Annotated in this window: 29 protein-coding genes; all 29 read left to right on the top strand. The window is 65.3% G+C overall.

Annotated features, from left to right (window positions below; translation table 11 throughout):
- Positions 1 to 16: 16 nt before the first annotated feature.
- The 29 genes from ABH933_RS22325 to ABH933_RS22185 all read left to right on the top strand — a co-directional run bounded on the left by ABH933_RS22325 (position 17) and on the right by ABH933_RS22185 (position 24,898).
- Positions 17 to 670, top strand: coding sequence for a hypothetical protein (locus ABH933_RS22325; protein WP_429420083.1), 654 nt, complete (start codon positions 17 to 19; stop codon positions 668 to 670).
- 269 nt (positions 671 to 939) lie between these two features.
- Entirely contained in the window at positions 940 to 1,104 is a 165-nt protein-coding gene (locus ABH933_RS22320) for a hypothetical protein (protein WP_429420085.1), read from the top strand.
- 182 nt (positions 1,105 to 1,286) lie between these two features.
- Positions 1,287 to 1,616, top strand: a complete 330-nt coding sequence (locus ABH933_RS22315) for a hypothetical protein (RefSeq protein ID WP_429420087.1) — start codon at positions 1,287 to 1,289, stop codon at positions 1,614 to 1,616.
- Between the two features lie 581 nt (positions 1,617 to 2,197).
- Positions 2,198 to 3,913, top strand: a complete 1,716-nt coding sequence (locus tag ABH933_RS22310; protein WP_429420089.1) for a DNA cytosine methyltransferase — start codon at positions 2,198 to 2,200, stop codon at positions 3,911 to 3,913.
- 381 nt (positions 3,914 to 4,294) lie between these two features.
- Complete coding sequence (locus tag ABH933_RS22305; RefSeq protein ID WP_429420091.1) at positions 4,295 to 4,534, top strand: hypothetical protein; 240 nt, start codon at positions 4,295 to 4,297, stop codon at positions 4,532 to 4,534.
- A 230-nt stretch (positions 4,535 to 4,764) separates the two neighbouring features.
- Positions 4,765 to 5,127 carry a hypothetical protein gene (locus ABH933_RS22300; RefSeq protein ID WP_429420094.1) on the top strand — a complete coding sequence of 121 codons (363 nt, stop codon included), beginning with the start codon at positions 4,765 to 4,767 and terminating at the stop codon, positions 5,125 to 5,127.
- A 95-nt stretch (positions 5,128 to 5,222) separates the two neighbouring features.
- On the top strand, positions 5,223 to 6,053 hold the full coding sequence (locus ABH933_RS22295) for a hypothetical protein (protein ID WP_429420096.1): 831 nt from the start codon (positions 5,223 to 5,225) through the stop codon (positions 6,051 to 6,053).
- A gap of 306 nt (positions 6,054 to 6,359) precedes the next feature.
- Positions 6,360 to 6,692, top strand: coding sequence for a hypothetical protein (locus ABH933_RS22290; protein WP_429420098.1), 333 nt, complete (start codon positions 6,360 to 6,362; stop codon positions 6,690 to 6,692).
- Positions 6,689 to 6,898, top strand: a complete 210-nt coding sequence (locus ABH933_RS22285; RefSeq protein ID WP_429420100.1) for a hypothetical protein — start codon at positions 6,689 to 6,691, stop codon at positions 6,896 to 6,898. The genes ABH933_RS22290 and ABH933_RS22285 overlap by 4 nt, the downstream gene beginning before the upstream one ends.
- A gap of 466 nt (positions 6,899 to 7,364) precedes the next feature.
- On the top strand, positions 7,365 to 7,796 hold the full coding sequence (locus ABH933_RS22280) for a hypothetical protein (protein WP_429420102.1): 432 nt from the start codon (positions 7,365 to 7,367) through the stop codon (positions 7,794 to 7,796).
- Between the two features lie 521 nt (positions 7,797 to 8,317).
- A complete protein-coding gene (locus ABH933_RS22275; protein ID WP_429420104.1) occupies positions 8,318 to 9,103 on the top strand; it encodes a methyltransferase in 786 nt (261 codons plus the stop codon).
- A gap of 61 nt (positions 9,104 to 9,164) precedes the next feature.
- Positions 9,165 to 9,689, top strand: coding sequence for a hypothetical protein (locus ABH933_RS22270; RefSeq protein ID WP_429420105.1), 525 nt, complete (start codon positions 9,165 to 9,167; stop codon positions 9,687 to 9,689).
- 258 nt (positions 9,690 to 9,947) lie between these two features.
- Positions 9,948 to 10,199, top strand: coding sequence for a hypothetical protein (locus tag ABH933_RS22265; RefSeq protein WP_429420108.1), 252 nt, complete (start codon positions 9,948 to 9,950; stop codon positions 10,197 to 10,199).
- A gap of 44 nt (positions 10,200 to 10,243) precedes the next feature.
- Positions 10,244 to 10,930, top strand: a complete 687-nt coding sequence (locus ABH933_RS22260; protein ID WP_429420110.1) for a hypothetical protein — start codon at positions 10,244 to 10,246, stop codon at positions 10,928 to 10,930.
- A gap of 267 nt (positions 10,931 to 11,197) precedes the next feature.
- A complete protein-coding gene (locus ABH933_RS22255; RefSeq protein WP_429455077.1) occupies positions 11,198 to 11,668 on the top strand; it encodes a hypothetical protein in 471 nt (156 codons plus the stop codon).
- A gap of 261 nt (positions 11,669 to 11,929) precedes the next feature.
- Positions 11,930 to 12,646, top strand: coding sequence for a bifunctional DNA primase/polymerase (locus tag ABH933_RS22250; RefSeq protein ID WP_429420113.1), 717 nt, complete (start codon positions 11,930 to 11,932; stop codon positions 12,644 to 12,646).
- A 70-nt stretch (positions 12,647 to 12,716) separates the two neighbouring features.
- The gene (locus ABH933_RS22245) at positions 12,717 to 13,253 is read left to right on the top strand and encodes a hypothetical protein (protein WP_429420115.1); all 537 of its coding nucleotides are present in this window, start codon (positions 12,717 to 12,719) and stop codon (positions 13,251 to 13,253) included.
- A 321-nt stretch (positions 13,254 to 13,574) separates the two neighbouring features.
- A complete protein-coding gene (locus tag ABH933_RS22240) occupies positions 13,575 to 14,024 on the top strand; it encodes a hypothetical protein (protein ID WP_429420117.1) in 450 nt (149 codons plus the stop codon).
- Between the two features lie 89 nt (positions 14,025 to 14,113).
- Positions 14,114 to 14,308: a DUF4314 domain-containing protein gene (locus ABH933_RS22235; RefSeq protein ID WP_429420119.1), complete on the top strand. Its 195-nt coding sequence runs from the start codon at positions 14,114 to 14,116 to the stop codon at positions 14,306 to 14,308.
- An 88-nt stretch (positions 14,309 to 14,396) separates the two neighbouring features.
- Entirely contained in the window at positions 14,397 to 15,029 is a 633-nt protein-coding gene (locus tag ABH933_RS22230; RefSeq protein ID WP_429420120.1) for a hypothetical protein, read from the top strand.
- Between the two features lie 486 nt (positions 15,030 to 15,515).
- Positions 15,516 to 15,653: a hypothetical protein gene (locus ABH933_RS22225; RefSeq protein WP_429420122.1), complete on the top strand. Its 138-nt coding sequence runs from the start codon at positions 15,516 to 15,518 to the stop codon at positions 15,651 to 15,653.
- A gap of 422 nt (positions 15,654 to 16,075) precedes the next feature.
- A complete protein-coding gene (locus ABH933_RS22220; protein ID WP_429420124.1) occupies positions 16,076 to 16,258 on the top strand; it encodes a hypothetical protein in 183 nt (60 codons plus the stop codon).
- Positions 16,259 to 16,573: 315 nt separating this feature from the next.
- Positions 16,574 to 17,020 carry a hypothetical protein gene (locus tag ABH933_RS22215; RefSeq protein WP_429420126.1) on the top strand — a complete coding sequence of 149 codons (447 nt, stop codon included), beginning with the start codon at positions 16,574 to 16,576 and terminating at the stop codon, positions 17,018 to 17,020.
- 605 nt (positions 17,021 to 17,625) lie between these two features.
- Positions 17,626 to 17,949: a hypothetical protein gene (locus ABH933_RS22210; RefSeq protein WP_429420128.1), complete on the top strand. Its 324-nt coding sequence runs from the start codon at positions 17,626 to 17,628 to the stop codon at positions 17,947 to 17,949.
- A 1,436-nt stretch (positions 17,950 to 19,385) separates the two neighbouring features.
- Positions 19,386 to 20,546, top strand: coding sequence for an AAA family ATPase (locus ABH933_RS22205; protein WP_429420130.1), 1,161 nt, complete (start codon positions 19,386 to 19,388; stop codon positions 20,544 to 20,546).
- Positions 20,543 to 22,168 carry a VWA domain-containing protein gene (locus ABH933_RS22200; protein ID WP_429420131.1) on the top strand — a complete coding sequence of 542 codons (1,626 nt, stop codon included), beginning with the start codon at positions 20,543 to 20,545 and terminating at the stop codon, positions 22,166 to 22,168. Before ABH933_RS22205 ends, ABH933_RS22200 begins: the two co-directional genes overlap by 4 nt.
- A gap of 48 nt (positions 22,169 to 22,216) precedes the next feature.
- Positions 22,217 to 23,272, top strand: coding sequence for a DUF6744 family protein (locus tag ABH933_RS22195; protein WP_429420133.1), 1,056 nt, complete (start codon positions 22,217 to 22,219; stop codon positions 23,270 to 23,272).
- A 310-nt stretch (positions 23,273 to 23,582) separates the two neighbouring features.
- On the top strand, positions 23,583 to 24,179 hold the full coding sequence (locus tag ABH933_RS22190; RefSeq protein ID WP_429420135.1) for a hypothetical protein: 597 nt from the start codon (positions 23,583 to 23,585) through the stop codon (positions 24,177 to 24,179).
- A 452-nt stretch (positions 24,180 to 24,631) separates the two neighbouring features.
- Positions 24,632 to 24,898, top strand: coding sequence for a hypothetical protein (locus ABH933_RS22185; protein WP_429420137.1), 267 nt, complete (start codon positions 24,632 to 24,634; stop codon positions 24,896 to 24,898).
- Positions 24,899 to 25,020 lie beyond the last annotated feature (122 nt).

The following is a 25,020-nucleotide window of genomic DNA, read 5'->3' as shown; positions in this document are numbered from 1 at the left end:
TGGCGGTTCGGGGGCGGTGAATCCGTGGGCTCGGGTGGATTGGTCGGCGCCGTTGTATCTGTCGCCGCCGTCGACCGCTCCGATTCGTGCCGCGATGCGGTGTGGCGAGATAGCCGCCATCGTGACCCCGGCCGCGGGCAACGCCGTGCCCCAGGATGCTTTGTGGGCCGCGGACAACTCCGCGTATTCCGGTGCTTACCCGGGAGACGCACGGTATCTGGCCTGGCTCACCGGGCTGGCCGTCCACGCCGACCGCTGTTTGTGGGCCGTCGCGCCGGATGTCGTCGCTGATCATCTGGCGACCTGGGCGCGCTCGCGCGAGATCCTTCCGCGCATCCGCGAGTTGGGCCTGCCCGCAGCCTATGTCGCCCAGGACGGTATGGAGTACGACCACAGCGCCGATCTCTGGGATGCCTTCGACGTGCTGTTCATCGGAGGCAGCACGTCCTGGAAGCTCGGCACTGCCGCTGTCGAGCTGGCTCGCGTTGCTCTGGACCACGGTCACGCGGTCCACCTCGGGCGGGTCAATTCGCTGACCCGGCTCCGCTTCGCCGACCACATCGGCGCCTCCACCGCCGACGGCACATTCCTGACCTATGGTCCCGACAAACTGCTGCCCACCGTCCGTCACTGGATGCGCGACGTACGCGCCCAGCGCCCCCTGTTCTGACACCGCTCCCCGCCGCATCCACGCCAACCGCCGCAGCTCGGCGATCGGTCCGGGCTGCCCGGCCCGACCCCAGCCCGCTTCGCCATTCACATTTTTCCGGGCCGCCGAGTCGGCACGTGGTTTCCGCCATTTCCACCACGGAAGGTCAGCGATGACGATCACCTACACCGTCACTCCGGGTTTCTCCGGGAATCCCGGATATTCATCAGCTCGGTCTGGCACGCATTCAAGTCTTCGAGGTCCGCCCCGGGGATGGCGACCGAACCGACATGTACCTCTTCGAGTTCGCCGGGGTCTGCGTGCACATCCGTCAGCGCGGCGCAGACTCCGGCGGCGCGGACACCTTTGTCCACGTCGAGGACGACGACATCCCGGCCGACGCGCTTCCACTGGTCGTGTCGGTCAACAACGGACCCGAGATCCACTGCGGCTGATCGGCTGTTCAACCCACCGTCCCCGCGACTCTCGCCTTCAGTTCCCGAAAAGTGTTGCCACCTATCCACTTCTCCGAGGAGGTCCGGTGAACCATCCTCATCCAAACGACCGTGAATTCGCGACCATACTGGCCGCGTTGCGTCAATTCCAATGCACACCAGTTCATTCCAGCGAGCACTTCGTGGACACCGCACCCTTGTCCTCCGGCGAGATCGATGCCCTCTGCGAGTGGGTCAACTCGATCGACCCAACGGGTTGCCAGACAGAATCCGCCGACGCCGCGCGATCGCTGTGGCCGCGGTTCGCCACCGCCGGTGTCCAGCTGGAACGGATCATCGCCGCCATCTACGTGTGTGCCGACTGTTCGTGTCTGTTCGTCCCCGAGATCGACGCTGACACCATCTATCCCGACAGGGCCGTTCCCGTAGGCACGTCCGGTCACCCGGACACCGACCACGACTGCCGCTGTCACGCCCTGCCCTACCAGTGGGCACCAGCCCACGGACGCTAGAACCCGCCCGGACACCACTGCCATCCGTGCAGCACGCGATGACCATGAAGACCATCTGCCCATGCCGTCGGATCGGTCCGCGACGTTCCCGCCGCGTGTCGTTCGCACTTTCCCCGCCCGATGACATCCTCCCGCAGCACCCGGTTCCCGGCGTCGACACCCGATACCGACATCCAGACCTGGAATTTGCTGTGTCGCAATGATTCTCAGGACTGACGAGTTGACGGGCCGCCCGAATCGCCTGCATCTGCTGCGCATCGGCGAATTCATTACGCACCGACTCGCGTTCCCCGCGATCACGCATCAATGGTGCACGGCGCGCTCTCGGCCGTGGCACGACTGACTCGTTCGTCGCGCGCCTGCGGCACGTAAGTGGACATCCGTAGATCGAACACCGCCGCCGATCTCTTTCGCCCGGCTCGATTCCCTACCGCACTGCGCGGTCGTCTTCTGCCCACTGCGCGTGGGTCGTTCGCATTTCTCCCGGTCCTGCACGTCGCAATGCCGACAACCACCGGCGTGTGGATCGGACCTCCACAGCCTTCCGCCATCTTGGCGAATCATGAACGGACACAGTTTTAATGCTCGAACTCACGGATTGGTTTTGCGGTGCCGGTGGCTCTTCTCAGGGCGCGCACGCGGTGCCGGGCGTCGCGGTCACGCACGCGGCGAATCATTGGCAGCAAGCGATCGAGACCCACGCGAGAAATTTCCCGGAGACCGATCACTATCTCGGCGATATCCGCGACGAGCCGGTCGAGAGGTGGCCGGCCGCCGACTTGTTCTGGGCGTCTCCGGAATGCCCGCAATGGTCCTCCGCCCGCGGCAAACGCCGGGACTATCACAACACGATGCAGGGCGACCTGCTCGACCTCGAGCGCGATGAGGAAGCCGACCGCAGCCGGGCGCTGATGGAAGAGGTGCCCCGCTATCTGCGGGGCGTGATCGACCGCGGCCGTCGTGTCCGTGCCGGGGTCGTGGAAAACGTGGTCGAAGTGCGACAATGGGACCAGTGGGAGCGATGGATTGGTGAAATCCGGGCCTTGGGTTACAAAACAAAGCTCATCGCGATGAACTCCATGCACGCCCAGCCGGTCCGCACCCCGCCCGCACCGCAGAGCCGAGACCGGTTGTATCTGGCGTATTGGGACGCCACGATCGGCCGGGAACCGGACTGGGACAAGTGGTTACGGCCGCTGGCGTACTGCCCCAGCTGCGATGAATGGGTGCACGCGCTGCAGGTGTTCAAACAGCCCCACGCGGATATGGGCCGATACCGGCAGCAGTATCACTACCGGTGCCCACACACCCGGTGCCGCAACGCGATCCTCGAACCACCTGCGCTCCCGGCTGCGGCCGCAATCGATTGGAGCCTGGAGGGAACCCGCATCGGGGACCGGGCGAAACCGTTGGCGGACAAGACAATGCAACGAATCCAGGTCGGGTTGCGCCGCTACACGACCCAGATGCCAATGATGGTCCCCGCAGGCGGCACCTGGCGTGATCAAGCGATGCCGATCACCACGCCGATGAGTGCCCGCACCACCCGGGAAAACGACGGGCTCGCGATACCCGCGCCCTTCCTGGCACTGCTGCGCTCGGATCGCCCCCGCACCATAGGCCTGGACAATCCGCTGGCCACTATCGTCGCCGACGGCTCCAACCACGCGCTCGTCGTGCCGCCGCTGATCGTGCCGGCCGAAGGCCGCGACGGCAAAGAAGCCGTGCCCGCGACACTGCCGCTGCGCACACAGACCACTCGCGCGGAAACCGCCGTGGCGTTCGTCCCGTTCATCGCCGAGCTCCGCGGCGGCTCCTCCGACGCCAGGCCGGTCAGCGACGCGCTGGCCACGGTCACCGCCAGCGGAAACCACCACGGCCTGGTCACCCCCGACACGAACCCCGCTGGGGCGCTGTGGGATTCGATGCTGCTGCCCTACTACGGTCATAGCGCACCCAGACGAGTCGACGACCCGATGGGAACGGTGCCCACGCGCGACAAATACGCGCTCGTCGAGGCCATCTCCGAACTCGACATCGACGATGTCCGTTTCCGCATGCTCGAACCCCACGAGATCAGCAGTGCCATGGCGTTCGAATCCGGGTACGTGGTCCTGGGAAACAAACGTCAGCGTGTGCGACAGCTCGGCAACGCCGTCACCCCGCCGGTGGCCGAGGTTCTCATTTCCGCGCTCGTGGAAGCAATCACCGGCGAAGAACTCGATCGCTGGACCCTCACCCCAACCTCCCGCCAGCACAGTCCAGCACTGACCCAGCCGCTTCCGCTGGCCGCATAAATTATCCAGGGCAAGCGTGTTCCGCGTGCGCGTCGGGATCAACTGACCAACACCGCTTTTCATTGTGAATAGTCGTTCAACGGAACGACCGTCCCTCGTGGTCGTCCTGTCGCCAAATCTCGCGGGCCACTCCCGTTGCAGACGACCGAGTCTCGCCCCAGCCGAAGGCCGTGAGTCCTGACTCGTGGGCCGAACCAAGCCGCGACCGAGCCGACCTCAATCTTCGTGGAGGACAGTGTGAAACATTCTTTCCGACTCCGACTCCGACTGCGTTATCGGGCTGCACTGTATTGGCTCGACCACCTCGATCCACGGACCTGGCCAGCCAGTCTTCGGACCGCACGGTGGCGTCGGCGAGTCGATGCCGCACATATCGCCGCATTGCTGCATCCCTATCGCGGCGCGGACTCTGACAGCCTGCCCGCCATCGAGGTCGCGGGATCGTTGGTCTTCGTCTACCTCGACCACCGGTGCAAAGCACTGCGTGTGTCGGTGAATCTCGACACCGTGGCACCGTGGCTGCTCAACGATGCCGAGCGGGTGCCGATGCTGATCACCGTCAACGGGGACGAGGTCTTCTCGGCCGATTATCGGGAGCGATCCGCGATCTCACGACCATAACCCCGCCTGACCTGCTATCAGCGACACGAATCCACATTCGATGCCCTGGCTCGTGGCATCGATCGCTCGCCCGCGCCAAGGGCCGTGCCCTCTTCACCATTGGCGAGGTCGTCATCTCCGGCGCACCCGTCCTTCCGATCGTGCGGTCGGCGCCCCGCTCGCCTGCCCGGCTGTCTCCGGAAGCGATCTGTTCGAGCCTTACGCACGATCTCCGTCATCGAAGGAGCCTCATGACCGGTCCAGCCATCGACGACGAGCAGTCGTCGGTTCACCGGCGAGCGTTGCAGCTTCGTCGCCATCTGGTCGACCTCGACACTGCCGCCCAGATGCTGGATTTGGTTGATCCGGACCGTAATGCTCCCACCGATCCACCACCCGGGCTGCACGAGCTCGCCGCCGTGGCTGATCAAGCGTTCACCCAATACCTGATCGACCACCGTAACGTCCTGGGCCGCATGCGTTTCTGGGACGTGGATTATCAACTCATCGACCGAGATCCCCGCACGATACGCACGGTCACGTTCGACATCGGTGCGGCCCCAGCCGGCGGGAACGGTATGCCGACCACCGAAAAGCCTGACGTCGAACCGTAGGTGCCCGGGGCGGACAGTCGCAGTGAACAATTCGACCAGATCCGGCCCCGGGCACGATTCCTGTCGAGAGGCAGACTGTGAAGCGGATTGTCCAAATGTCCGGCGGCATAGGCTCCTTCGCCGCCGCTGTCCGTGTCGTGGAGCAATTCGGCACCGAGGACGTGCTGTTACTGTTCGCGGACACCCTGATCGAGGATCAGGATCTCCACCGCTTTCTGCGCGATGCCATTGATTACCTCGGTGTTCGGCTGGTCCGCGTGTGCGACGGCCGCACCCCGTGGCAGGTCTTCGCCGACGTACGGTGGATCGGGAATTCCCGTCTGGCGCCATGCTCGAAATGGCTCAAACAAATTCCCTGCCGCCGCTGGCTGGAAGAGAACGCCGACCCCGCCGACACGGTGTTATATGTAGGGCTGGACTGGACCGAGCGACACCGCGAACCTGGCGTTGTTCGTGGCTGGGCACCCTGGCGGGTCGAGTTCCCGATGGCCGAAGAGCCGTATCTGTCCAAGGAGCAGATGCTCGAGGACTGCCGCGCCCGTGGCCTGGTTCCTCCGCGGTTGTACCGGCTTGGCTTCCGCCACAACAACTGTGGCGGCACCTGTGTGCGAGCGGGTCAGAAACAGTGGCGCCACACCCTGCACGTATTTCCCGACCGCTACGCCGATGCCGAACGTCACGAAGCAGCGCTACGTCAGAAGCTCGGCGACAGGTCGATTCTCACTATCCAACGACGAGGGGTGAAGATTCCCCTTCCCCTGTCCGAGCTACGGCGCCAGGCGAGCCAACAGCCTTGTTGCGCCGTCGACCCCATCGGGCAGATCGCGCTGGATCTGGCACCAGCCTGCGATGGGGAACCGCTACTCGACGGCCTGAGCGCAGCCGACCTCCGAGAACTTCGTTGCGCCGCACACCCGCGAAGGTGACCGTGTCCGGCAAGCCGATATGGGCGGTTCAACTCAGCGGTGCAGCTTCTTCCGAGCCGAGCCGAGCCGAGCCGAGCCGAGCCGAGCCGCGTCCGCTGCCGGCGAAACCCCCCCAAGGAATCTCGTAAAAAACCATTTCCCCGGCACCGCCGCCACGATGGGACGCGCACCGGAGCCAGGTGCCGCCGGTCCCGGTCACCAGAGCAGGTCGGCCGGCTCCACGCCCACGCTCGCTGCTTTGCGCTGCAACCGTTGCACCGCAGAGGATCTCGGCTCCAACGCGGCAGCGAATGAAAGGACGCGGTGATGAGTGAGTACACCTTCGATGCCTACATGCTGGCCACCGTGAAGGTCCAGGCTGACACCTTCACGCACGCCCGCACCATGTTGCGTGGACTGGACGCGGTCGATTTCGACCTACCGGTGAATCTGAGCGGCCATGTCACGATGACCACGATCGAATTCCGAGGCGCGGCGGCCGCGTGGGCTCCCGAGGCGATGCCCGCTGTGCAGGCCGCAGCGGTTGAGGCGTACTACGCCACCACAGGCTTCGCGGAGCTGGAACGACTCGTGATCTCCAGCCCGCATCTGCCGCTGCTGTTCGAGGTTGCTCAGCGATCCCCGAAGGACACGACATGAGATCGGCGTTGGCGTTGGAGAACCTGATCGCGCGGTTACCCGTGATCTGTGTCGGGCTGGCCGGCATGGTGCGTGCGGTAGACGAGATCGCGCCACCGCCGGTGTGGGTCGACCACGACGGCACAGTACGTATCGAAGCAGACGGCTGGGGCACCATAGGGGAGGCCGCCGGCCAGCACGACCGCACTTGGATCCGGACACCGTGAACATCCACACCTGCCGTGCCCTGCGTTCGATGGTGCGGTCTGCGATCAAGGGATTTCCGCTGTGGTGATCGCGCCCAGCACTCGAGTGCACTACCACGGTGTAGGACGTCAACGAGCGTGATCCGAGCCGGGTGTTCGCCGGGCTCGACCTGCTCGCCGGAGCGGCCGCTGCCGGTCTGCGCACCTGGCTTTCATCAAGGCTCGCCGTCGCTGACCATCCCAACATCGTTTCGGGACGCTCTCCGGTGTGCGCTTCAGGGATACCGGTCTGACTGAACTCGCCAACTCTGTCACATCCTCTGCGCCGCAACATATCTCGACCATCCCCACGCTGTCCCGGCCGACGACACCTGCCCTGATCACGAACCTCGCACCCTGGTCAGGCCCGGGTGATTCGCCGTGTTGCCCCTGATCACCACTCGAGAGCGACTCAACGCCCACCCATTTCGCTGAAGGACCCCAGGACATGAACAACGACCTCGGCCCGGCATTCATCGCGACCTATTACCTGGTCACCGATCCATTCCAGGTGTACAAGTCGATCGGCACTGCCGAGTCCACGACCTACTTCGGCCGCTCCATGGCACTCGGGACCGTCTATCGAGAACTCATCGCGGCGCCCGGAGACGAGATTCACAACCTCCCGGGAGGTGTCTTCCTGATTACCCGCGGGGCGCGGGTCGGCGTCCCGATTCGGATCGCACTACCCGAGCGTCACATTTTCGAACACGGCAACGACCACCCCGAGCAGTGGCCGCTGTCCAAGCTCTTGCCGACACGCGAACCACGCTCTGTCGCCTACGCATCCCCACCCCGAACCCGGCCAGTGTCGCATCACCAGCTTCAGCAGATGAATGCCGTCCGGATCGGTCGAACCATCGACTGGCTGGCACCGTAGACGATGACGCACCACGCGATCGGGCGATCCCGGATCTTGCGAACGCGCACGAATGCCCTGCATCCGCGATCACGCCTCTACAGGCCACCGCGATGGCAGATAGGCCCATCGTTCCTCCACGGCTTGTACTGACTTGGCTTGCGTCGCAACACCTGTGGCGCACCTGCGTACGTTCCCGCCCCAACCGATAGCGCCCTGCACGGCACGTGTCCCAAACCTGTATCGAACGCGACGAAGGTGCACGGCGAGAACAGCTCGGCGACCGATCGGTTCTCACCGTCCATCGCGCGGCCGTGAAGGTCCTGGTGCCTCTCTCGGTAGCGGCCACGAGCCGAACAGACAACGCGCAGCTACTCCACCGCCTCCATCGGAACAACGGGACCGAATCACCGCCCCCCGGACCTCGCACGCCGTTTGTGCTCGGCGAAATGTCCGGGCCCGGCCGAATCGTGTGCAGACCATTCCGTCAACCCCCATAGCTGGAAAGGCGGTCGTCAATGGCCGTAAGAACATCAGTGCCCGTGCCCGAGTTCGCGCGGGAAATTCTGGCCGAGTCGCGTACCGAGGGGAACAAATTGTTTCTCCAGGCGCAGCTGACAGAGTCCGAGTACAAGAAAGTTAACAGGGTCATCGAGACCATGGGCGGCAAATGGAGCCGCCGAGAACGCGCCCACGTTTTCCCCGGCGACCCGGCCGAAGTCATCGCGGCAGCCGTGGCCAGCGGCGCAACCCCCAACACGGTGGGCAAGATCCTGGAGGCGTACTACGGCACACCCGAGCCGTTGGCTACACACATCGTTGCGGGCGAACACTCCGACATCGCCGATCTCGACGTGGGCGCGGAGGTCCTGGAGCCCTCCGCGGGCGAGGGGGCGTTGGTGAGGGCGATCCTGCACGCTAATCCGGACGTGCACGTCACCGCGGTGGAGTCCAATCCCGAACGCGCCGCCAAGATCGGGTCCGATCCGCGGGTGAGTGTGGTGGTGTCCAGCTTCGAGCAGTTCGCTGCGACCGCACCCGGGTCGTTCGCCGCGGTGGTGATGAATCCGCCGTTCGCGCTGCCACACCAGCCGACAGTGTGGATGGATCACCTCTACACCGCCTGGGACCTGCTGATCCCCGGCGGTCAACTCCTGGCGATCGCCCCCGGCGCCTACACCTGGCGACCCGAACGCAAATACCAGGCGATGCGCGATTTCATCGCTCCCCACGGGGACTACGAAGAATTGCCCGCCCGAGCCTTCGCCACGTCCGGCACCGGGGTCAACAGCGTATTCCTCCACGCCCGTCGCCCAACGGACCTATAGCAGCCCTTTTGGCGCACCGGTATGCCCCTGCCGGATTTCGAACCAACTCGGAAGGACGCAGGTGGATAAGAAATCATCGGCCGTCGAATTGATGGATTCCGACCACGCATGGGCCGCGGCCCTGGAGTTGCTTCTCCCGGCCCGCGATGCGGTTGTTCTCCAGGAAATCGCGGCGGCGATCACGCAATACCCGCAGGATGCCGGTGTTCTGATCGCTGCCGTCGACTTGTTGGGTCCCACGCATCCGTTGATGCGCAACAAGGACCTCTACCGGTCCCACTGTCGCGAGATCCTCGCGCGTGTCGTGGCCGGAACCGACACCCGCCCCGGCACCGCGGCGGAGGTCTGTGCGGTGTGCTCCGTGACGAGCCTGGCCGCTCCGTTTCGTGCCGCCGCGGTCGGGCTCTACCTGCGGATGTGGCATATGGCGGGGCTTGCTGAGATCGACGGTGTCACTGGCGATCTCGACTATTACGAGAACAGTGCCGGCTCCCGGATCGATGAGCTCGAGGCAATGACGCGCCGACGGCTGGCGGTCGCGACCCGGCGACTCCCGCCCTCGGATCGCCGAGGGAGATCCGGATGACCTACGACCGCCTCGACCTCGAGGGCCACCGCGCGTACGCGATTGCCTTGCACGACAAGGCTATAGCCCGCCGGGATCCCGCCGCGGGCCGCTGATCGGGCTGGCCGCCGATCCACCACCGCTGGCAGATTCATTGTGCCGGTGCGTCGTTCGCGCAGTGGACGGCGGAGCCGGCGCAGCGGTGATGCCGGGGAAACGGCGACGCCGGCGTGTCTCCGGCGCCTGTTTACGAATCCTGAGACCGGAATGGATGTACCAGTGAGTGTCGTTCAGATCAATGGGTGCGATCGGCTCGTCGACGAGGACGGGTTCTATCTCGAGTTGACAGATTTCGATGAGAGCCTGCTACTGCTACTGGTCGGAAATCCCGAGGATCCCACGGCTGGAATCGATCTGACACCGGCGGCAGCATGCGCCCTCGCTGTCGCACTGCACATCTGGGCCATCACTCGTGCAGCTGATACTCCGCGTACGGAGACTATCCACGGACTGGCTCACCCGCTCGGTTGAATACTGATCGGTCTCTCGATGTCTATCGTCCGGGTCTACCGACTATGTCGCCGCTTCGCCCCCATTCTCTGAAAGGAACGCATAGTTCGATGATTCATCCCGACCTGCTCGATGAGCGAATACAGAGAATTCTCACGGTCCTAGCCGCCTACCGTGGTGCCGATATGACCGCCGAAGACCAGTATCGCATCGACGACGCATACGACATGGATATCGTGCTGCAAACCCTTCGCGATGCCGGGCTTGTGTCGACCGATATCCACTTCCATGATGCCAGTGACGAGAATGGCACGTACGGCTATTTCACGAAAGATATCTCCACACCCCGAGGCGTTGTGACCGTCGCTTTCTCCGGTGTGGACGACGATCGGGAATTCAACAGTCCTCGCGACGATCAGGGCTACACCACCAGCGAACCCATCCGCACAGTGCTCGATTCGATTCTGCGCTGGCTCCACGACCACGATCAACTCGCCACCACGCGGATCACTGCCCTGCGCGATTCACCGCGGACGCGGCCGGAGTCCCCATCGACCGAGCCCGCCGACTGGGTATCAGTCGTCCCGCTGGGAGAACTCGTTTCCGCCGCCCGCGCTGGTATCGAACTTTTCGGTACCGTAGGCGACCAGTTCGACGTCTTGAGCAGTCGTCAGATCGATGCCCTCCAGCGCGTCGCCGAGGCGTATGCCACCGAGGACGACCACACTCCACAGGTCGCGATACACATCTAACGTGTCTCCCGATCGTCATACCGACCGGACCGGCTATCGACATCGTCCGCTATCGACACGCGCGTAGCCGCGAATACGTAGATACTTCTCGGACTTCTCTGCCGCCCACGATGATCACTCGTCTCAATTACCGCGCCTCTGCGGCATTGCAATGAACGATCCTGTGGCGCAGCGCGATATGCCGCGCCGTGCCGCGGCAATACCTTCGGGCGCCCGATCTTATCGCGGCGCCACGCCAACGACATCGAGGACGGGCGACACATTTCAATGGCTATCACTATTATCGGTATTGTTGCGATAGCTGGCATTATTCTGCTCACTTTCGCAATGCTTCATGTATCCCGCAGGCGCGCACCGTTGACAAAGGTGTATTCGTCCGAGATCGCCTATCTCGCGACTGTGGGACGTGATGCCGAAGTTACCAGTACCGGCGGTGGGTGCACAGCTCTGTGCGTGGTAGTCGATGATGCTCGAATTATGCTTGCCACGAACCGATGGGACGGTTCGCTGGTCCGTGCAAATGACCCGCGTGTAGAACTCAGCAGCGTGGGCTGGATCGTCGGTGTCTACGACGACGGCGCATTCGTCGCCGCAGGTTTCGACCCGGACCTGCGGGCGGCCGTCGCAGCCGCCTTCGAGTCGCTCAGAACAGGCACAGCAATCGGCTCCGACCCGGAGACCCGACAAACACTCGAGGCCACTTTCGAACGGCCAGGATCCGGGCCGAATCGACCGTGACGCCGGAGCGAGAGGCGCCGGAAACCCTCGGCAACTCGCCCCGTCCCCGGGGAGCCGCGCCGACGCGTCCTTGCTCTCGTCGATCACAACCCAGTGAGCCGACCTCATCGCTGTTCGTGCTCGTCGGTGATCGAGCCGCCCGACCGATCGAACTCGTCGACGCTGCTCCCGCTGCGATCCGGCTGGAGTGGGTACCGGGCATGCACGGCTCGAGAGAAGCCGCACAGGAAGGGAGGCCGTCTTCTGGCTATCGACGATGTGATGCTCGTTCACGCCCTGGACTACGCCTCTGCCGGATTCCCGGTGCTGCCGCTGGCTCGACGCGGCAAGGTGCCGGTCACCGCCCACGGCAAAAACGACGCCACTACCGACCCCGACGCCATCCGCGCATGGTGGAGTGCTTATCCGTTGCGCAATATCGGCATCAGGCCACCCGAGGGCGTCTTGGTCCTGGATGTGGATCCTCGCGCCGGAGGCAATCTTGAGACCCTCGGTCCGCTGCCCGAAACCTGGACCGCCGTGACCGGCGGGGGAGGCTGGCACCTCTGGTTCCGCTGCCCGGGGCGGATTCGAGGACGCTTGGGCAACACCTCCGGGGTCGACATCAAATCGCACACCGGCTATGTCGTCGTTCCACCGAGCATCCACCCGTCCGGAACCGCGTACACCTGGCTCAACCACACGCGAATCCAGGCGCTACCCGAACGCCTGAAGTTCAGAGCGCAGATCCGGTTCCCGGACACCACCCGTCTGTTCCGTCACGACGGTGTCCGCGATGGTGAGGGCCTTGTCGGGTACGTGCGGCGCGCCCAGCCAGGTCATCGCAACCAGGCTCTGTTCTGGGCGGCCTCGCGCGCGTATCGCGAGCGCGCGAACCAGAAACTCCTCGATGACCTCGTCGCCGCAGCATCGGACATCGGACTGCCGCACAACGAGATCCACCGCACGATGCGCTCAGCGCAACAGCGATCCCACTGAAACCCGCCACCCTCCGTCTGTGCACCACCGAGCGTCTCGACTGGAGAGTCCCGGCGCGTCTGGAGAGATCATGTCCCGCATCACCACCGATCGCGATCCGCACGGCCGACTGTTCGTCAGGGCCCGGTCGCGGTACGCAGATGGCCATGTTGTCGTGCTCGAGGACGGCCAGGTCGTCCTCACCGGCGACTTCGCCGAACCCACATTGCCCGCGGCTGTGCTGGATCTGCTCATCGAGACCCTGCGCGACACCAGGCGCTACGTCACCGCACCGCAGATCCCCGACGACGCGGTACTCCTGGCGCGATGTGTCACCGACGACAGTGTCTGGGCGACAAGCGAAGACTTCGCCGACCCTGAGCTCGCCGAGGAACTCGCCGGGGCGCCGTCTCGCCCGAGCGCCGATATCGCCGTCACCGTCCAAGGCGCGGACCGCACGCTGGTCGCCGCCTACACCGTGCACACCAATCCGCTGTCTCCGATCGGAGAAGATCCCGTCGATGTGCTCGAACGACATGGATGGCGCGTGGTGACCGATCGTGGCCTGGACGAATGGGGCTACCGACATCTGGTGGTCGAACGGTCCGTCGCCTCGGCCGACAACTGACCCGGCCCACCACGATCGCATCCCGTAAATACAGCCGGGGCACACATCCGACAACGTGAATTCCTCGCCACGCCAACCGAATCGGTGAACCGCGTCGAGCCCACTGGGCAGCGGTGCCCAGTGGGCTCGCGCGCTGTGATCCATTCGTACCCGCCATTGATTACCGCAACGTCCGATCCCGACCTCAACGGCTTCGCGCCTGCCCGCCGCGACCAGATCGTATGGGCCCGGTGCGGCGGGCTGAAGAAAGCCGTGATCGGTAATCATGCTGTACAACACCGTATTTCACCACAGAACAACATCGAGGACAGGACATGCATCATGGCGATCGAGTTCATGGCCGTGCCGCCGGATCTGTACCGTGCGGCCGAACCCGAGGCGGGCACCGTGTTGCCGCCGGCGACCGGCCGGTACAAACGGCAGCGCCCGACCGAGCAGTTCGACCCGAACTGGGAATTTCTGTTGACCGGCCGCGCATCCACGACAGCGGTCGTGGCGTGTGTGACCAACCGCTGGGTCGATGTCCCCGAGCGGGTATGGCCCGAGATCCTGCGGCTGTACTGCCCGAAAGCATGGGCGATGCTTGCCGGTGCCGGCGTCTCGTTCGAATCCTGGCAGGTAGGGTACTGCCCCGCTCCGCTGCGCGGCCAGGTCTCCGCAACCGCCAATATGGAACTGGGCGGCTACGCGGTCTTCGTCGTCATGGATCTCCCCGACCTGGAGACTTTCCTCGTCGATGCCTTCGGTCAGCTGCCTCACTTCGGCTTCTAGCCACCGACCGTGGCAACTCGCCACGCTCTCACACCACCAGTTCCGAACGTCGCGGCGGATCCGTCGCACGCACACAGGCGGTACCCCTCATGGCACAGATCCCGAACAGTGGTGACCGGGTCCGGATCACCGGCCGATTGGACGACCCCCTGCCCTTGGAGATCGGGGAGGAGGGCACCGTCACCGCCGTCGTCGCTCATTCCTGGGGGACCCAGATCTTCGTCTCCTGGGACAGCGGCCGTCACCTCATTCTGGTCGAAACCGACCCCTTCGACGTGCTGTGATCTGGACTTTTCCGCCGACCTCGGATCCCGTCGAACGCGCCTGATCCGGTGAAAGACCCAGTGCCTCAAAGGGGAAGGAGCCCGTGCGATGACCGGGGCCAGAACGCGCCGCGCGCGCCGGGTGGCCGAGGCAATACCATTGGCCTCCGCGTTGCGTGCGCACGGCGCCGAGTGTGACAGCAGTCCGATGACTCGCCGCGCCAGCTCCCAGGAGTGGTTCGAGCTCACCACGCCGCTGACCGTCGATGACCGAGGTGACACCCCCACCGCGGAATCGAACTTCGCCGTCGCCGAATCCCGCATCAACGCCGCCTCCGCGTTCGGCGTCGCCTATCGATACGACCTGTGGCCTGGTGGAACCCTCCGCACTCTCGTAGTCCGCGCCGACGATGCCGGCGCGCTGCGTGCACTCGATGCCGTGATCACCGCCCTGGAAAACTATCCCGTCCTCGATGACCAGGATCTTTCGCGGCGCGAGTGGGACCAGAACCATCCCGACGGTGGCGAGCGCGAATGCCACGCCGACCACGACTGCCGATGCAGCTACAGGACCCACCAGCACAGCGTGGACGTCCGCGAGGATGGTTGTGCCTATCCCTGGTGCAGCGCCTGCTACCAGGATGTCCAGGACTGGAACCCCGACCGCTTCGACCATCGCGACCCACGACCGGAACAGGAACACCGGGCCTTCGGCGAGGCGTATCTGCTGTCCTTCGCGTAACCCGTTCCGCTGCAACACAATAAGGAGCATGCCAGGTGACTCTCACGCATGATCCCGCGTTCGATCGGTGGCTGGAGGCCCTCGCCGCCGCCGCCGATGCCACGACCGGTCATGACGTTCAACAGCACCTTGCTCACGCCCACCGCGTCGCCGAAGTACACGCTGCGCGCGCATCCAGGCACTGGGCGCAACTGTGCCGCTCCCTTCTCCAACGATCCGGATCCCACCCGGACGATGTGCTCGCTCCTGAGACCACAGGGTCACGCATTCCCGGGTGCGGGTCATGACCAGCTACGGTTCCCGCCGGGCGGCTGAACCCGAGTATCGGCTGGTTGCCTCGACGACCGGTGCGGTGTTCGGTTGCCGGATGGTTCCGGGATGGCTTCCACCGCAACCATGGCATGCCCATCACGGGCCGCGGGCATTGACTGTGCTGAGCGACCGAGGCCACGGCTACCGCAGCGCCCATCGCCGCGCGGCGGCGACATGGTCGGGGTTCGGCATCCCGCGCAGGTCCGTAAATACGTGACCGAATCGACCTGCTCGCTCGATGGCGTCCTGCAGGTGCGCACCTTCTGGCGGCCGACCGTGCCCGTCGACCGTGACTGGTGGCCCGAGTGCTGACCCACCACACGCCTGGCAACTCTCCAGCGACCGTCACTCTCGCCGTGCCAGGCCACCGACTTGCTCCATCGCTTCGCCCGCCCGATGCGAGATCTGTTCGATCGCATACCGATCCGGGTGATCTGCGAGCAAGTCGGTCCACGGGTGTCTTCCCGGCGCGGCCATCACCCCGGTAGCCGAGGCGGTGGCACTGGACATCCGCACCGTAGAAGACCCAGTTCCGGCCCCGGCTCCTGCCGTCGTCGTACGAGGCACGCACATCCCGGAGTCCGGCTGGCCGAAAACTCGCTCCGGCCGCGCTGGGACCGTCGGGGTGGTGATCGGTCCAGCCTGCGCGCCGCCGCGCCTGACTCCGACGTACCACTGTGCTGCCCCACCGGACCCTCGCTCATCGCTCGGATGAGACCCGAAAGGTTCGCTCCATGAACACAATTCAGCACCTGTCCTGGTGGGCGCGACTGCTGACCGGCATCGTTCTGGTCCTCGTTGCCCTCATCGCCGAACTGGTCAACGATATGCGCGACGACGACTCGGCCCTTCTGACCGTCTTCAGCGTCGTCGGCGGAATTGCCGGGGTCACGATATTGCTCTCGCTGCTCGTCTAGCTGCTGGCTGGCGGTAAACATGTTGTGCTGCAACACCTTCGCACCGCCAGTCTCGTGTGTGGGGGCTCAAGTGATGCCCGGGGATCGTTGCTTGCACGCCAGGGGAGACGGAGCGTCGGCGCCACGGAAGGTGCGCTCGACCTCGAGATCGCCCCTGGTGCAACGACCTCACCGCCACTGGCTGTGGGACCACTTGCCGTGGCGGCCGAATCCCTGGACATGCCAACACTTTCGGGATGTTATGGAAGCCGTGCTGCCACCGCCAGCGAGGCGGGCGGCCCGCCACTGATCCTCATCCCGTTAGGAGCGACGGCCATGTCCAAACACGCCGAAGATCGGTCCGCCGTGCCGGCCCCGTTACAGATTCCGTCCCGGTCGACGCGTTATGCCGTGGTGACGAACATCTACCACAACACCTCACCCTCGGCAGTGACCGACGGCTATTCCGCTGACACCGACCAGGTCGCCGAGGTCTACTCCTATTACCAGCACGATGTCCCCAACAGTGTGTCCGACCTGGACATCGCAGAGCAGATCATCGAGACGTTCGGTGTCGTGCCCGATCCCACCGACCGAGCAACCGATCATCGCCTCGCCAACTACGTCGATCGCGGCAACCGCCCGCTCGCACGCGGCGACGTGATCGCCATCGATCACCGCTATTACGCCCTGACCGGCAGCGGCACGGGTCTCACTCCGATCGCCCGCCCCCGCACCGCACCTGCGGGACAACCGCTGCCACCGGGAACCACGCAACTGTAAGGCCAGATCCGCTCTGCGGCTCCACCCCCTCACCCGCCCCACACCGTCCCACACCGGCGTCCCACTCCGCGCCCGACTGCCATCTTCCACGGGGATGCTCGCCGAAGGACCCAGGGCTGTTCACGGAATCTTCAGACCCCCCAAACACCGTCGCGACCGCGGTCCGCCACGTCCGCATCCGGCAGCGCAACAAAACAACCGGCTGGCCCGGGACCGTCTCACTCCTCCATCCCCGGTGACGTACGACTTCGCCGCGGAACGTCATCATCAGCGCACGAACATCGAGGAGACGGTCCCGGGCCGACCGGGCTATGCGCCGGAATATTGATCGCGGCCGGTCTTCGCTTTGAGCGCACCCGCAGTACGGTGGCACTCTCGGCGATGCCGGTGCCCCGCCGCATCAGCCTGCACATCATCGGCGCCCGCGGGCGTAAATGATCGCCAATGTCGCACGGGTCCAACGCTATTGACGGCGCAATCGGTCAACGTGAGGCTGATCCTCGGTAACCGACCGGCAGTCCGGACGCGGTCTGCGGCCCGAGAACAGTGCGGCCGCGCATGCTTTCGGCCATTCGCCGTCACCTGAGCACGGAGGAAGTATTCTCATGGGTGTTCGCCTGTACCCCGCGACATCTCGCGAAATCGACGTCTATTACCGACCCGACAGCGGCGATCTGGAGTTCGTCCAGAACGACAATGTCCGGCTCGTTCTCCCCGCCGTCGCCCCTGTCAACGACCTGGCCGGGGCCGTGGATCTCGTCGCGGACCTGGGCTGGCGTCAGACCACCGAGTTCGTGTGGAGTGCCCAAGACCACGACTATGTCGCGTCGGTGATCCGTCACGCTGGTGCCGATCTCGATCTACCACGGCTTCTGCACCGAGTCGCTGACGTCGACATCGACGCCTACCGTAACTTCTACACCGAGTGATCCGAGAGTTTCTATCCCCTAACGGAATTCGTCGATCACTATCGTTCCCGGTCCGCTTATCCTGCTACAGCTGATCAGAACAACACCAGCCAGCCTGCACTCGGGCCACCCGCTCATGCTGGCAGTCCCCAGCGGGCGCGGCCATGGAAGTATCCTGATTTCTGAATTACCGGATCATTTGTCCACCAACAGAAGTCAGTCCGTGGTATCGACACCCGGCGAGCGGTTCTGCCGTGCCGATCCTCGAGTGCGCTCGATCCGCAGCGCACCCGCGCAGTTCACCGCATTGTGAATCCACCGCCACAGCGGCCCGTACCCGCGACGGGGACCGCGAATTCGATGAGACCGCTCCCCGGGGGCGATGGCCGGAGAGTGGATCGTTTTCCACACCGCCCGACGGCACGCAGTGAACACGCCTGCGCTGCCGGACTTCCGATACGACACCCCGATCCTTTACGGGCCGAATCACCCTCCGGTCTCCCGGGAGATCCGGCGCCACCGTCGCCGAGTGTTCTCCCTATACCAGCTCTCTCGTTCATAGCCGAGTATCGCCGAAATATCCACGCAAAACCCACAATTCCGGCCCCCGGGCAGCGGCACCCTGCCCGCCGCCTCAACAACACCCTCCGGTATCGATCGCTGCCGGGCTGCGGTCGGCGGATCGGGTTGTGGCCTGAAATCCCGAGGCGCATATTCTTCGTCAAGGAGCCATCTGATGGGGCACCGCCCGAAATTCGATGTCGATGCCGTCTACACCGCTGTGATGGGTGTGGTGGCGCGCGACCCCGATCATCGCGATGCCTACCTTGCAGCGGGACACTCGCCCCGCTACCAAGTGCACGGTGCACCGAGCTGCTTTGTGGCTGCCGTTCTCACCGAAATGGGTTGCTCGGCAGGGGTTCTGCGAGAACTGGATCATGAAGCGGGCCACGGAAAGCACCGTGGGCCTGTCGAGTTCGGGTCGTCTCGTCACCGATATCTGCAACGATTCACCCCGCCCGCGCGGGCCCTGCTGGATTCGTTGCAACGTCACCAGGACACCGGAGTGACGTGGAGGACCGCTGCCGATCGTGCGTGCGGGCCAACCCTGCACTGGCGCGACGCTCGCCATCACCCCTTCGGCCGGCCGTGGATACCGCAAGACTCCGACCAGATATCCGTTCGGTGGCCGCTGCCTGCCCAGAACCCGTACCTTTCGCGCCTTTAGCGCCACAGCGAACCGAATAACCGACGCCCCTCCCATCGAGGTCGGTGCCACCGCCGTTGAACCAAGATGCCCGCCGTCGCCGGTACTAACGGGGCCGGTCCAGTGGTCCCTGTGTGTATTCCCCTTCTGTTGTTGCTGTTTCCGTTCTCATTACTCGGGAGTTGTTGTGACCGTTGCTGTTTCACCTGTCGCCGCCAGCTCGGCGGTACCCGCGTCTACTGACGCGGTCATGCGTGCGATCGTGTCCGAGCTGTCGGATCGGTTCTATGAGCGTGGGGAGGTGGTCCGTGCGGTTGTCGTGGCTGTGCTGGCCCGGCAGCACTCGTTCCTGCTCGGCCCGCCTGGCACCGGGAAATCCGAGTTGTGCCGTGCGCTGACTCAGCGGATCACCGGTGCTCGCCAGTGGGAGATGCTGTTGTCGAAATTCACCTCGCCCAGCAAAATGTTCGGGCCCATCGACGTCGGCGCGCTGGCCCAGGGCCAGTACCGGCAGATCCTGGACGACCACGCCGCCACCGCCCATATCGCATTCGTCGACGAAATCTTCAAGTGCGGCGTGGGTGCGTTGAATGAGACGTTGTCGTGGCTCAACGAGCGCCGCTATTCCCCGGAATCGGGTGGGGCGCCGATCGAGTGCCCGTTGATCTCCGCGGTGACCGCCTCCAACGAGCTGCCCGACGGCGAGGAGACTGCCGCGATCTGGGACCGGCTCAGTGTCCGCATCCAAGTCGATTACCTGCAAACCGAGTCTACGTTCATCGACTTGCTCAAGGCCGAGCAGTCCGGGTCCGGACCTGTCACCACGGTTGATCTGGACGCGCTGTTGCACGCGGTTCGCATCGAGGTACCCGCGGTAGCGGTGCCCGACGCGATTTTCGAGACTGTCGCGAGGTTGCGTGCCACGCTGCGCGAGGATGGCATCGTCGTGTCGGATCGACGCTGGAAACAGAGCGTCGGGTTGTTGCGGGCTTCGGCGTGGCTGGCCGGGCGTGACCGTGTCGAGGACACCGATCTGATCATCCTGACGCATGTGTTGTGGTCCACGCTCACTGAACGGCAAACCGTCGCCGAGCGCGTCCTGGAGGCGGTCAATCCCGACGAGCGTGAGGCGTTGACCGCCGAAGAGGCGATCACCGAGCTCGGCCGCGAGTTCGACCAGAAACACGCCGACCTGTCCCCGGACGACCTGTGCGTGTGGGTGATCAAGGAGGCCAACAGCAAACTCAACTCCCTGAAAACGACGCTGGCGGATCTGCATACCCGTGCAAGCTCCGCGGCGCGCTCCACCGGCACCATCGACCGGGTCGAGTCCATTCGCGCGGATCTGCACGCACGAATGATGTCCCAGCTACTCAACGCCCCCACTCAGGCGAACGGGACACAGCCGTGAGCGCGCCGCAATCGCAGCCGCACACGACGGTCGGTGAGCTCGCGGGGCGGGCAGCACGCTGGCTCGGGCTGGGCCACCCCGCCCCGCAGTATCGCCACGCCGTGGTCGGGGACCGGCTCGACGAACACACCTGGACCCAGACCCGCGATGAAGCCCATGCACTGGGCGTGCTGGAGAACCGGATCAGCGACGGTCACACCCACCCCGGCGACCTGCTGCACGATTTGTTCCTGGCCGCCTACAAGGCCCAGCCCCGTATTCGTGATGCCGAGGACATGCTGATGTCCCGGCTGCCCAATCACGCGGTCGTGTCCTCGATCACCGAGACTCCCGAATGGCGAACTCTGCACCGGCACACCGTCGGTGACCGGCATGCCGCCGCGATGGCCGTGCTGGCCCACGCCGACGCCTTGGGATCGTGGTTGGCAGACAGTGACCAGGCGCAATCGGTTGCCGATGACGCGGACCGGCATGCCCGCGAGGCTCAGGACGCCACCGATGCGGTCACCGCCGCGTTCGACGACGCGGCCGCGGGACGGGATCTGTCCGACCCGGTCCCGGATCAGCAGGTCGACGCTGTCGATCAGGCCATCGCCGATGCGTCCGCCGCCGCCCGGACAGCGGCCGACGCGGCCGCAGACGCGCAGCACGCTGCTGCCGAGGTCGGGGCCGCGCTGCGGGCGGACCTGCGGGCTGCGGCCGATAAGGCCGCCCAGGACGCTGCCGCCGAGCACGCCTTGATGGCGGCGTGGAATATCGCTGACGAGCAGTTGGAACGGATGTCGTTTCGGGAGCGGACCGCGTTGGCGCAGCGGCTGCAGTCCGGGCGTTTGGGCGAGTTCGCCGATCTGATCGGCCGGTTCCGGGTTTTGGCCGCGGGCATCTGGGCGCGCCGTAGCAGCCACGGCCACGACGAGGTCATCGGTGTCACCCTCGGCGATGACCTGTCACGGCTGATCCCGTCCGAGCTGGCCGCGATCGGGGTGCCCGCGCTGCGGGCGGTGTTCGCCGCCAAATATGCCGAACAGCAACTCGCGACCTATCAGACCATCGGCCCGCAGCCCGAGAGCCGGGGAGCGATCATCGCGTGCATCGACTGTTCCCCCTCGATGCACCAGCGTCACCCCGGTCCCGGCGGCCGGGAAGTGACCCGCGAAGCGTGGGCCAAAGCCTGCGGGCTGGCGCTGCTGGACCAGGCCCGCCGCCAGCGCCGCGATTTCGTCGCCATCATGTTCGCCGCCACCGACGACGTCTCGGTCTACCGATTTCCCGCCAGCGACGACCCGCTCCTGGACCAGGTGCTGGCGTTTGCCGACCATCCCACCGGCCACGGCACCGACTTCCGGGCTCCCTTGGAACGGGCCGCGGACATTCTCGCCGGCCAATACAACCGCGACGGTACCGCCAAAGGCGACATCGTGCTGATCACCGACGGCGAAGACCACCTCGCCGACACCTGGCTCTCCGCGTGGCGAGATCGCAAGACCCGCTTGGGATTCCGCACCTTCGCCATCGCCATCGACACTGCCCCGACCGACACGCTGACCGCCCTGGCCGACCATCTCACCCTCGTCGACGACCTCGTCCCCGCAGCCGCGGACGAGGTGTTCGCCTTCCTGTAACCCCGCAGAGCTCTGGCCCGCAGAGCCTCGAGAAGGGAAAACACCACCGTGACCGCTCTCGCGCCCTTCTACGTCGCGCCCGCCGTCAATCACGATCCGCTGGCCGCCTACACCGACCAGACCAGCCGCAACCCGCTCCTGGGGTACATCGTGGTCTACAGCGTGTTCCGCGGCCAGATCACCCTGGCCGACGCGACCGCGCAGTTCCAGGATCTGGGTTTGAACACCGACCTGTTGCCCGGACCGCTGCGCCCGGACGATGCGTTCCTGCGTGTCACCGGCGCCGACGGCATCCGCGACACCTACCGGTTGGACACGCTGCGTGACGACGGCACCGATGCCCCTGTATCCGGTGCGCCGAGCCCGGCCGGTCCCGTGCGGTCGGCCAGCCTGATGATCCGTCCCGTGCGCCGCGACAGCCAGCGCATCGTGCGCCACATCGTGCGTGAACTGCGCGACGAATCCGCCGCCACCCTCGCCTACGACACCCACCTGGGTGAAGTCGTCTTCGAACGGGACAGCGCATCGAGCATGTCCGGCCAACTGGTGATCCGCCTGGACCACGCCGCGATCGCCGAACTCGCGCCCGCCGAACAGCAGCGTGTGCACGCTCTCGTGCCCGCGATTCAGGAGCAGCACCGGTGGCAGTGCGAGTATCTGGGGGCCGACCGGATCCGCACCCTGCTGCGGGACTACATGCACCGGCTCGACGCGGTGCCGGTACGTCCCTCCGGCGGCGTGTATTTCATCACCGCCGACCACGCGGCCACTCTCGAGGGTTTGCACGAGTTCATCGAGGGCATTGGGCACCACAGCACGTTCGCCCGCATCCCGCTGCCCGACGAGACCGAGATGCGTCAGCTGATCATCACCTCGTTCATCGCCTCCTCCAAGGACGCCCTCCAGAAGCTGTCCGCGGACATCGCCGCCGCCCAGCGCACCGCCGTCACCGACAACAAGCGCAAGGCCCTGTTCGACCGGTTCCGCACCCTCAAACACCAGGCCGCCGACTACTCCCAACGGCTCGAGACCAGCCTCGGCGACACCAGCTCATCGCTCGATCTGGTCGAAACCCAGCTCACCGCCCTGCTGCAATCGCAGTAACCGGCACCGCACCGCCGACTCGGGCCCGCCACCAAGCGGGCCCGCCGCCCACCGACACCGCCGTCCGCTCCACCCGTGACGAGTGAGCTGCCCACCCACCAGCCGCCCGCTCGCCACGTGCGTCGACACCGATGGCGGTGTCGGTAACGGTCACGGACCCGGCGATGTGAACCACAGTGCCTCAGTCCATGTAATTCACAGTTGCACAGAGGATGTGATGACCGTCCAGACGAGCGTTCGACATCATCCAGCGCCCCGGCCGCACGATCGCGCACCGAGCCACCGCGGCGACACCGACTCGCGTCGTGCGGTGACCGAGGTGCTGCGGGGCCATATCGATGAGTCCTCGGCGGTCATCGATCGCGACCACCCGTACGGGTTCACCCGAACCACGATGTTGTCGTGGGTGGACAAGGGCCGCAACGGATTCGACCGCTACTACACGCGCAGCCTCAACCCGTACACCCGGCAGTGGAACACCGCGCGGCGCAACTTCACCGCGCCGCGCGTCTTTCTGGTCCGCCGGCACACCCCGCGCGTTGTCCCGCAGATGTTTTCGATGCACCGGTGGACCTCGTGGCCGGCGTTCTACACCTCGGGGATCTGGCCCCTGCTGAGCACCGCCGAACGACAAGACATCGCGCACATACTCCACACGGCCCCGATCTGGAACCCGATGCGCGAATCGGACTGGGACCCGATCGTGGCCGCGGTCCGCTACGGGCACCTGGCCACTGCGCACGAATGGAACCGCGGTCTGCCCCAATGGAGTATGACTCCCCTCGAATTCGGCAGCCTTCGCGCCTACATCGGCATGAACGGCCCCGACCTACGCCTGCGCGGCTGGTGGACCCTGCGCCCACCGCGCACACCATCCGCCTCCCGCGTGCCCTCGCCGCACCGATGACACGCCACCGCCTTCCGGCAGGCCTGCGTCCACACATGCCACCTCGTCCGGGTGAGGAATTGTGATGCTTCCGTTCCGTCGCCGTGCGCGAGATCGTTTCCATACCAGAGGTTCTCGCACACTTCGCCGTGTCCAGCACACGGGGCGCCGCGCTCAGCGGCTGGCCGATGTCGAGCGCGCGAGCCTGCTCGTCGTCATCGCCAGGATGTTCCCCTCGGTCATCGCCTACAACGATCCCGCCGCGCGCGGCTGGGCCGTGCTGTATGTGAACACTCCGCACGGCCAGATCAGCTACCACATTCACCACCGCGATGTTGCGATGTTCCGGGCCGCCGCCGTGCCGATCGTGCTCGCCGCGGATCCTCGAGCGATCTGGGACCACACCGGCAGACACACGCATAGCCGGCGTCTGCAAAACCCTCGCGCTCGCGATCGCACCAGGACACCTCGACATGCGTGGCATCGCGCACGCCGCCGATCCACTCGATGCCCCGGCGATCGGCCATGCCTGGCACCCGGCGGTGTTGGTGACCGGCCAACGACCGGGCATCGCCGCCGATCATGACACCGATATCCGCCTGAGTAACGGCCTGCGGATCGTGGCCAGCCACGACGCATTCGTCCTGTCCACCACCGACGGCCGCCGCCTGTCATTTCTGGACAACGTCGATATCGACGACACCCACGAATTTCTCGATTTCACACTGGATCCGGCCTGACCACCAGCGCGGTCAGTGCCCCGACACCAGATCACCAGAGGTATCTCGAGCACGAATCGCCTCGGGCAACCCACCGCAGCTGGCCCTCGTGGCGCCGACGCCGATCACGGTCTGCCTCACAT

The sequence above is a fragment of the Nocardia sp. GP40 genome, assembly GCF_050434125.1.
Lineage (GTDB): Bacteria > Actinomycetota > Actinomycetes > Mycobacteriales > Mycobacteriaceae > Nocardia > Nocardia albiluteola.
This window is presented reverse-complemented; position numbering and strand designations above follow the sequence as displayed.

Excerpts from the sequence above, each read along its gene's own strand:
- ABH933_RS22300 (WP_429420094.1), top strand. The coding sequence starts at position 4,765 with ATGACCGGTCCAGCCATCGACGACGAGCAGTCGTCGGTTCACCGGCGA.
- ABH933_RS22245 (WP_429420115.1), top strand. The coding sequence starts at position 12,717 with ATGTCCCGCATCACCACCGATCGCGATCCGCACGGCCGACTGTTCGTC.
- ABH933_RS22250 (WP_429420113.1), top strand. The coding sequence starts at position 11,930 with ATGCTCGTTCACGCCCTGGACTACGCCTCTGCCGGATTCCCGGTGCTG.
- ABH933_RS22290 (WP_429420098.1), top strand. The coding sequence starts at position 6,360 with ATGAGTGAGTACACCTTCGATGCCTACATGCTGGCCACCGTGAAGGTC.
- ABH933_RS22235 (WP_429420119.1), top strand. The coding sequence starts at position 14,114 with ATGGCACAGATCCCGAACAGTGGTGACCGGGTCCGGATCACCGGCCGA.
- ABH933_RS22255 (WP_429455077.1), top strand. The coding sequence starts at position 11,198 with ATGGCTATCACTATTATCGGTATTGTTGCGATAGCTGGCATTATTCTG.
- ABH933_RS22285 (WP_429420100.1), top strand. The coding sequence starts at position 6,689 with ATGAGATCGGCGTTGGCGTTGGAGAACCTGATCGCGCGGTTACCCGTG.
- ABH933_RS22310 (WP_429420089.1), top strand. The coding sequence starts at position 2,198 with ATGCTCGAACTCACGGATTGGTTTTGCGGTGCCGGTGGCTCTTCTCAG.
- ABH933_RS22260 (WP_429420110.1), top strand. The coding sequence starts at position 10,244 with ATGTCGCCGCTTCGCCCCCATTCTCTGAAAGGAACGCATAGTTCGATG.
- ABH933_RS22225 (WP_429420122.1), top strand. The coding sequence starts at position 15,516 with ATGGTCGGGGTTCGGCATCCCGCGCAGGTCCGTAAATACGTGACCGAA.
- ABH933_RS22240 (WP_429420117.1), top strand. The coding sequence starts at position 13,575 with ATGGCGATCGAGTTCATGGCCGTGCCGCCGGATCTGTACCGTGCGGCC.
- ABH933_RS22230 (WP_429420120.1), top strand. The coding sequence starts at position 14,397 with ATGACCGGGGCCAGAACGCGCCGCGCGCGCCGGGTGGCCGAGGCAATA.
- ABH933_RS22185 (WP_429420137.1), top strand. The coding sequence starts at position 24,632 with ATGCGTGGCATCGCGCACGCCGCCGATCCACTCGATGCCCCGGCGATC.
- ABH933_RS22210 (WP_429420128.1), top strand. The coding sequence starts at position 17,626 with ATGGGTGTTCGCCTGTACCCCGCGACATCTCGCGAAATCGACGTCTAT.
- ABH933_RS22280 (WP_429420102.1), top strand. The coding sequence starts at position 7,365 with ATGAACAACGACCTCGGCCCGGCATTCATCGCGACCTATTACCTGGTC.
- ABH933_RS22215 (WP_429420126.1), top strand. The coding sequence starts at position 16,574 with ATGTCCAAACACGCCGAAGATCGGTCCGCCGTGCCGGCCCCGTTACAG.
- ABH933_RS22220 (WP_429420124.1), top strand. The coding sequence starts at position 16,076 with ATGAACACAATTCAGCACCTGTCCTGGTGGGCGCGACTGCTGACCGGC.
- ABH933_RS22320 (WP_429420085.1), top strand. The coding sequence starts at position 940 with ATGTACCTCTTCGAGTTCGCCGGGGTCTGCGTGCACATCCGTCAGCGC.
- ABH933_RS22205 (WP_429420130.1), top strand. The coding sequence starts at position 19,386 with ATGCGTGCGATCGTGTCCGAGCTGTCGGATCGGTTCTATGAGCGTGGG.
- ABH933_RS22295 (WP_429420096.1), top strand. The coding sequence starts at position 5,223 with ATGTCCGGCGGCATAGGCTCCTTCGCCGCCGCTGTCCGTGTCGTGGAG.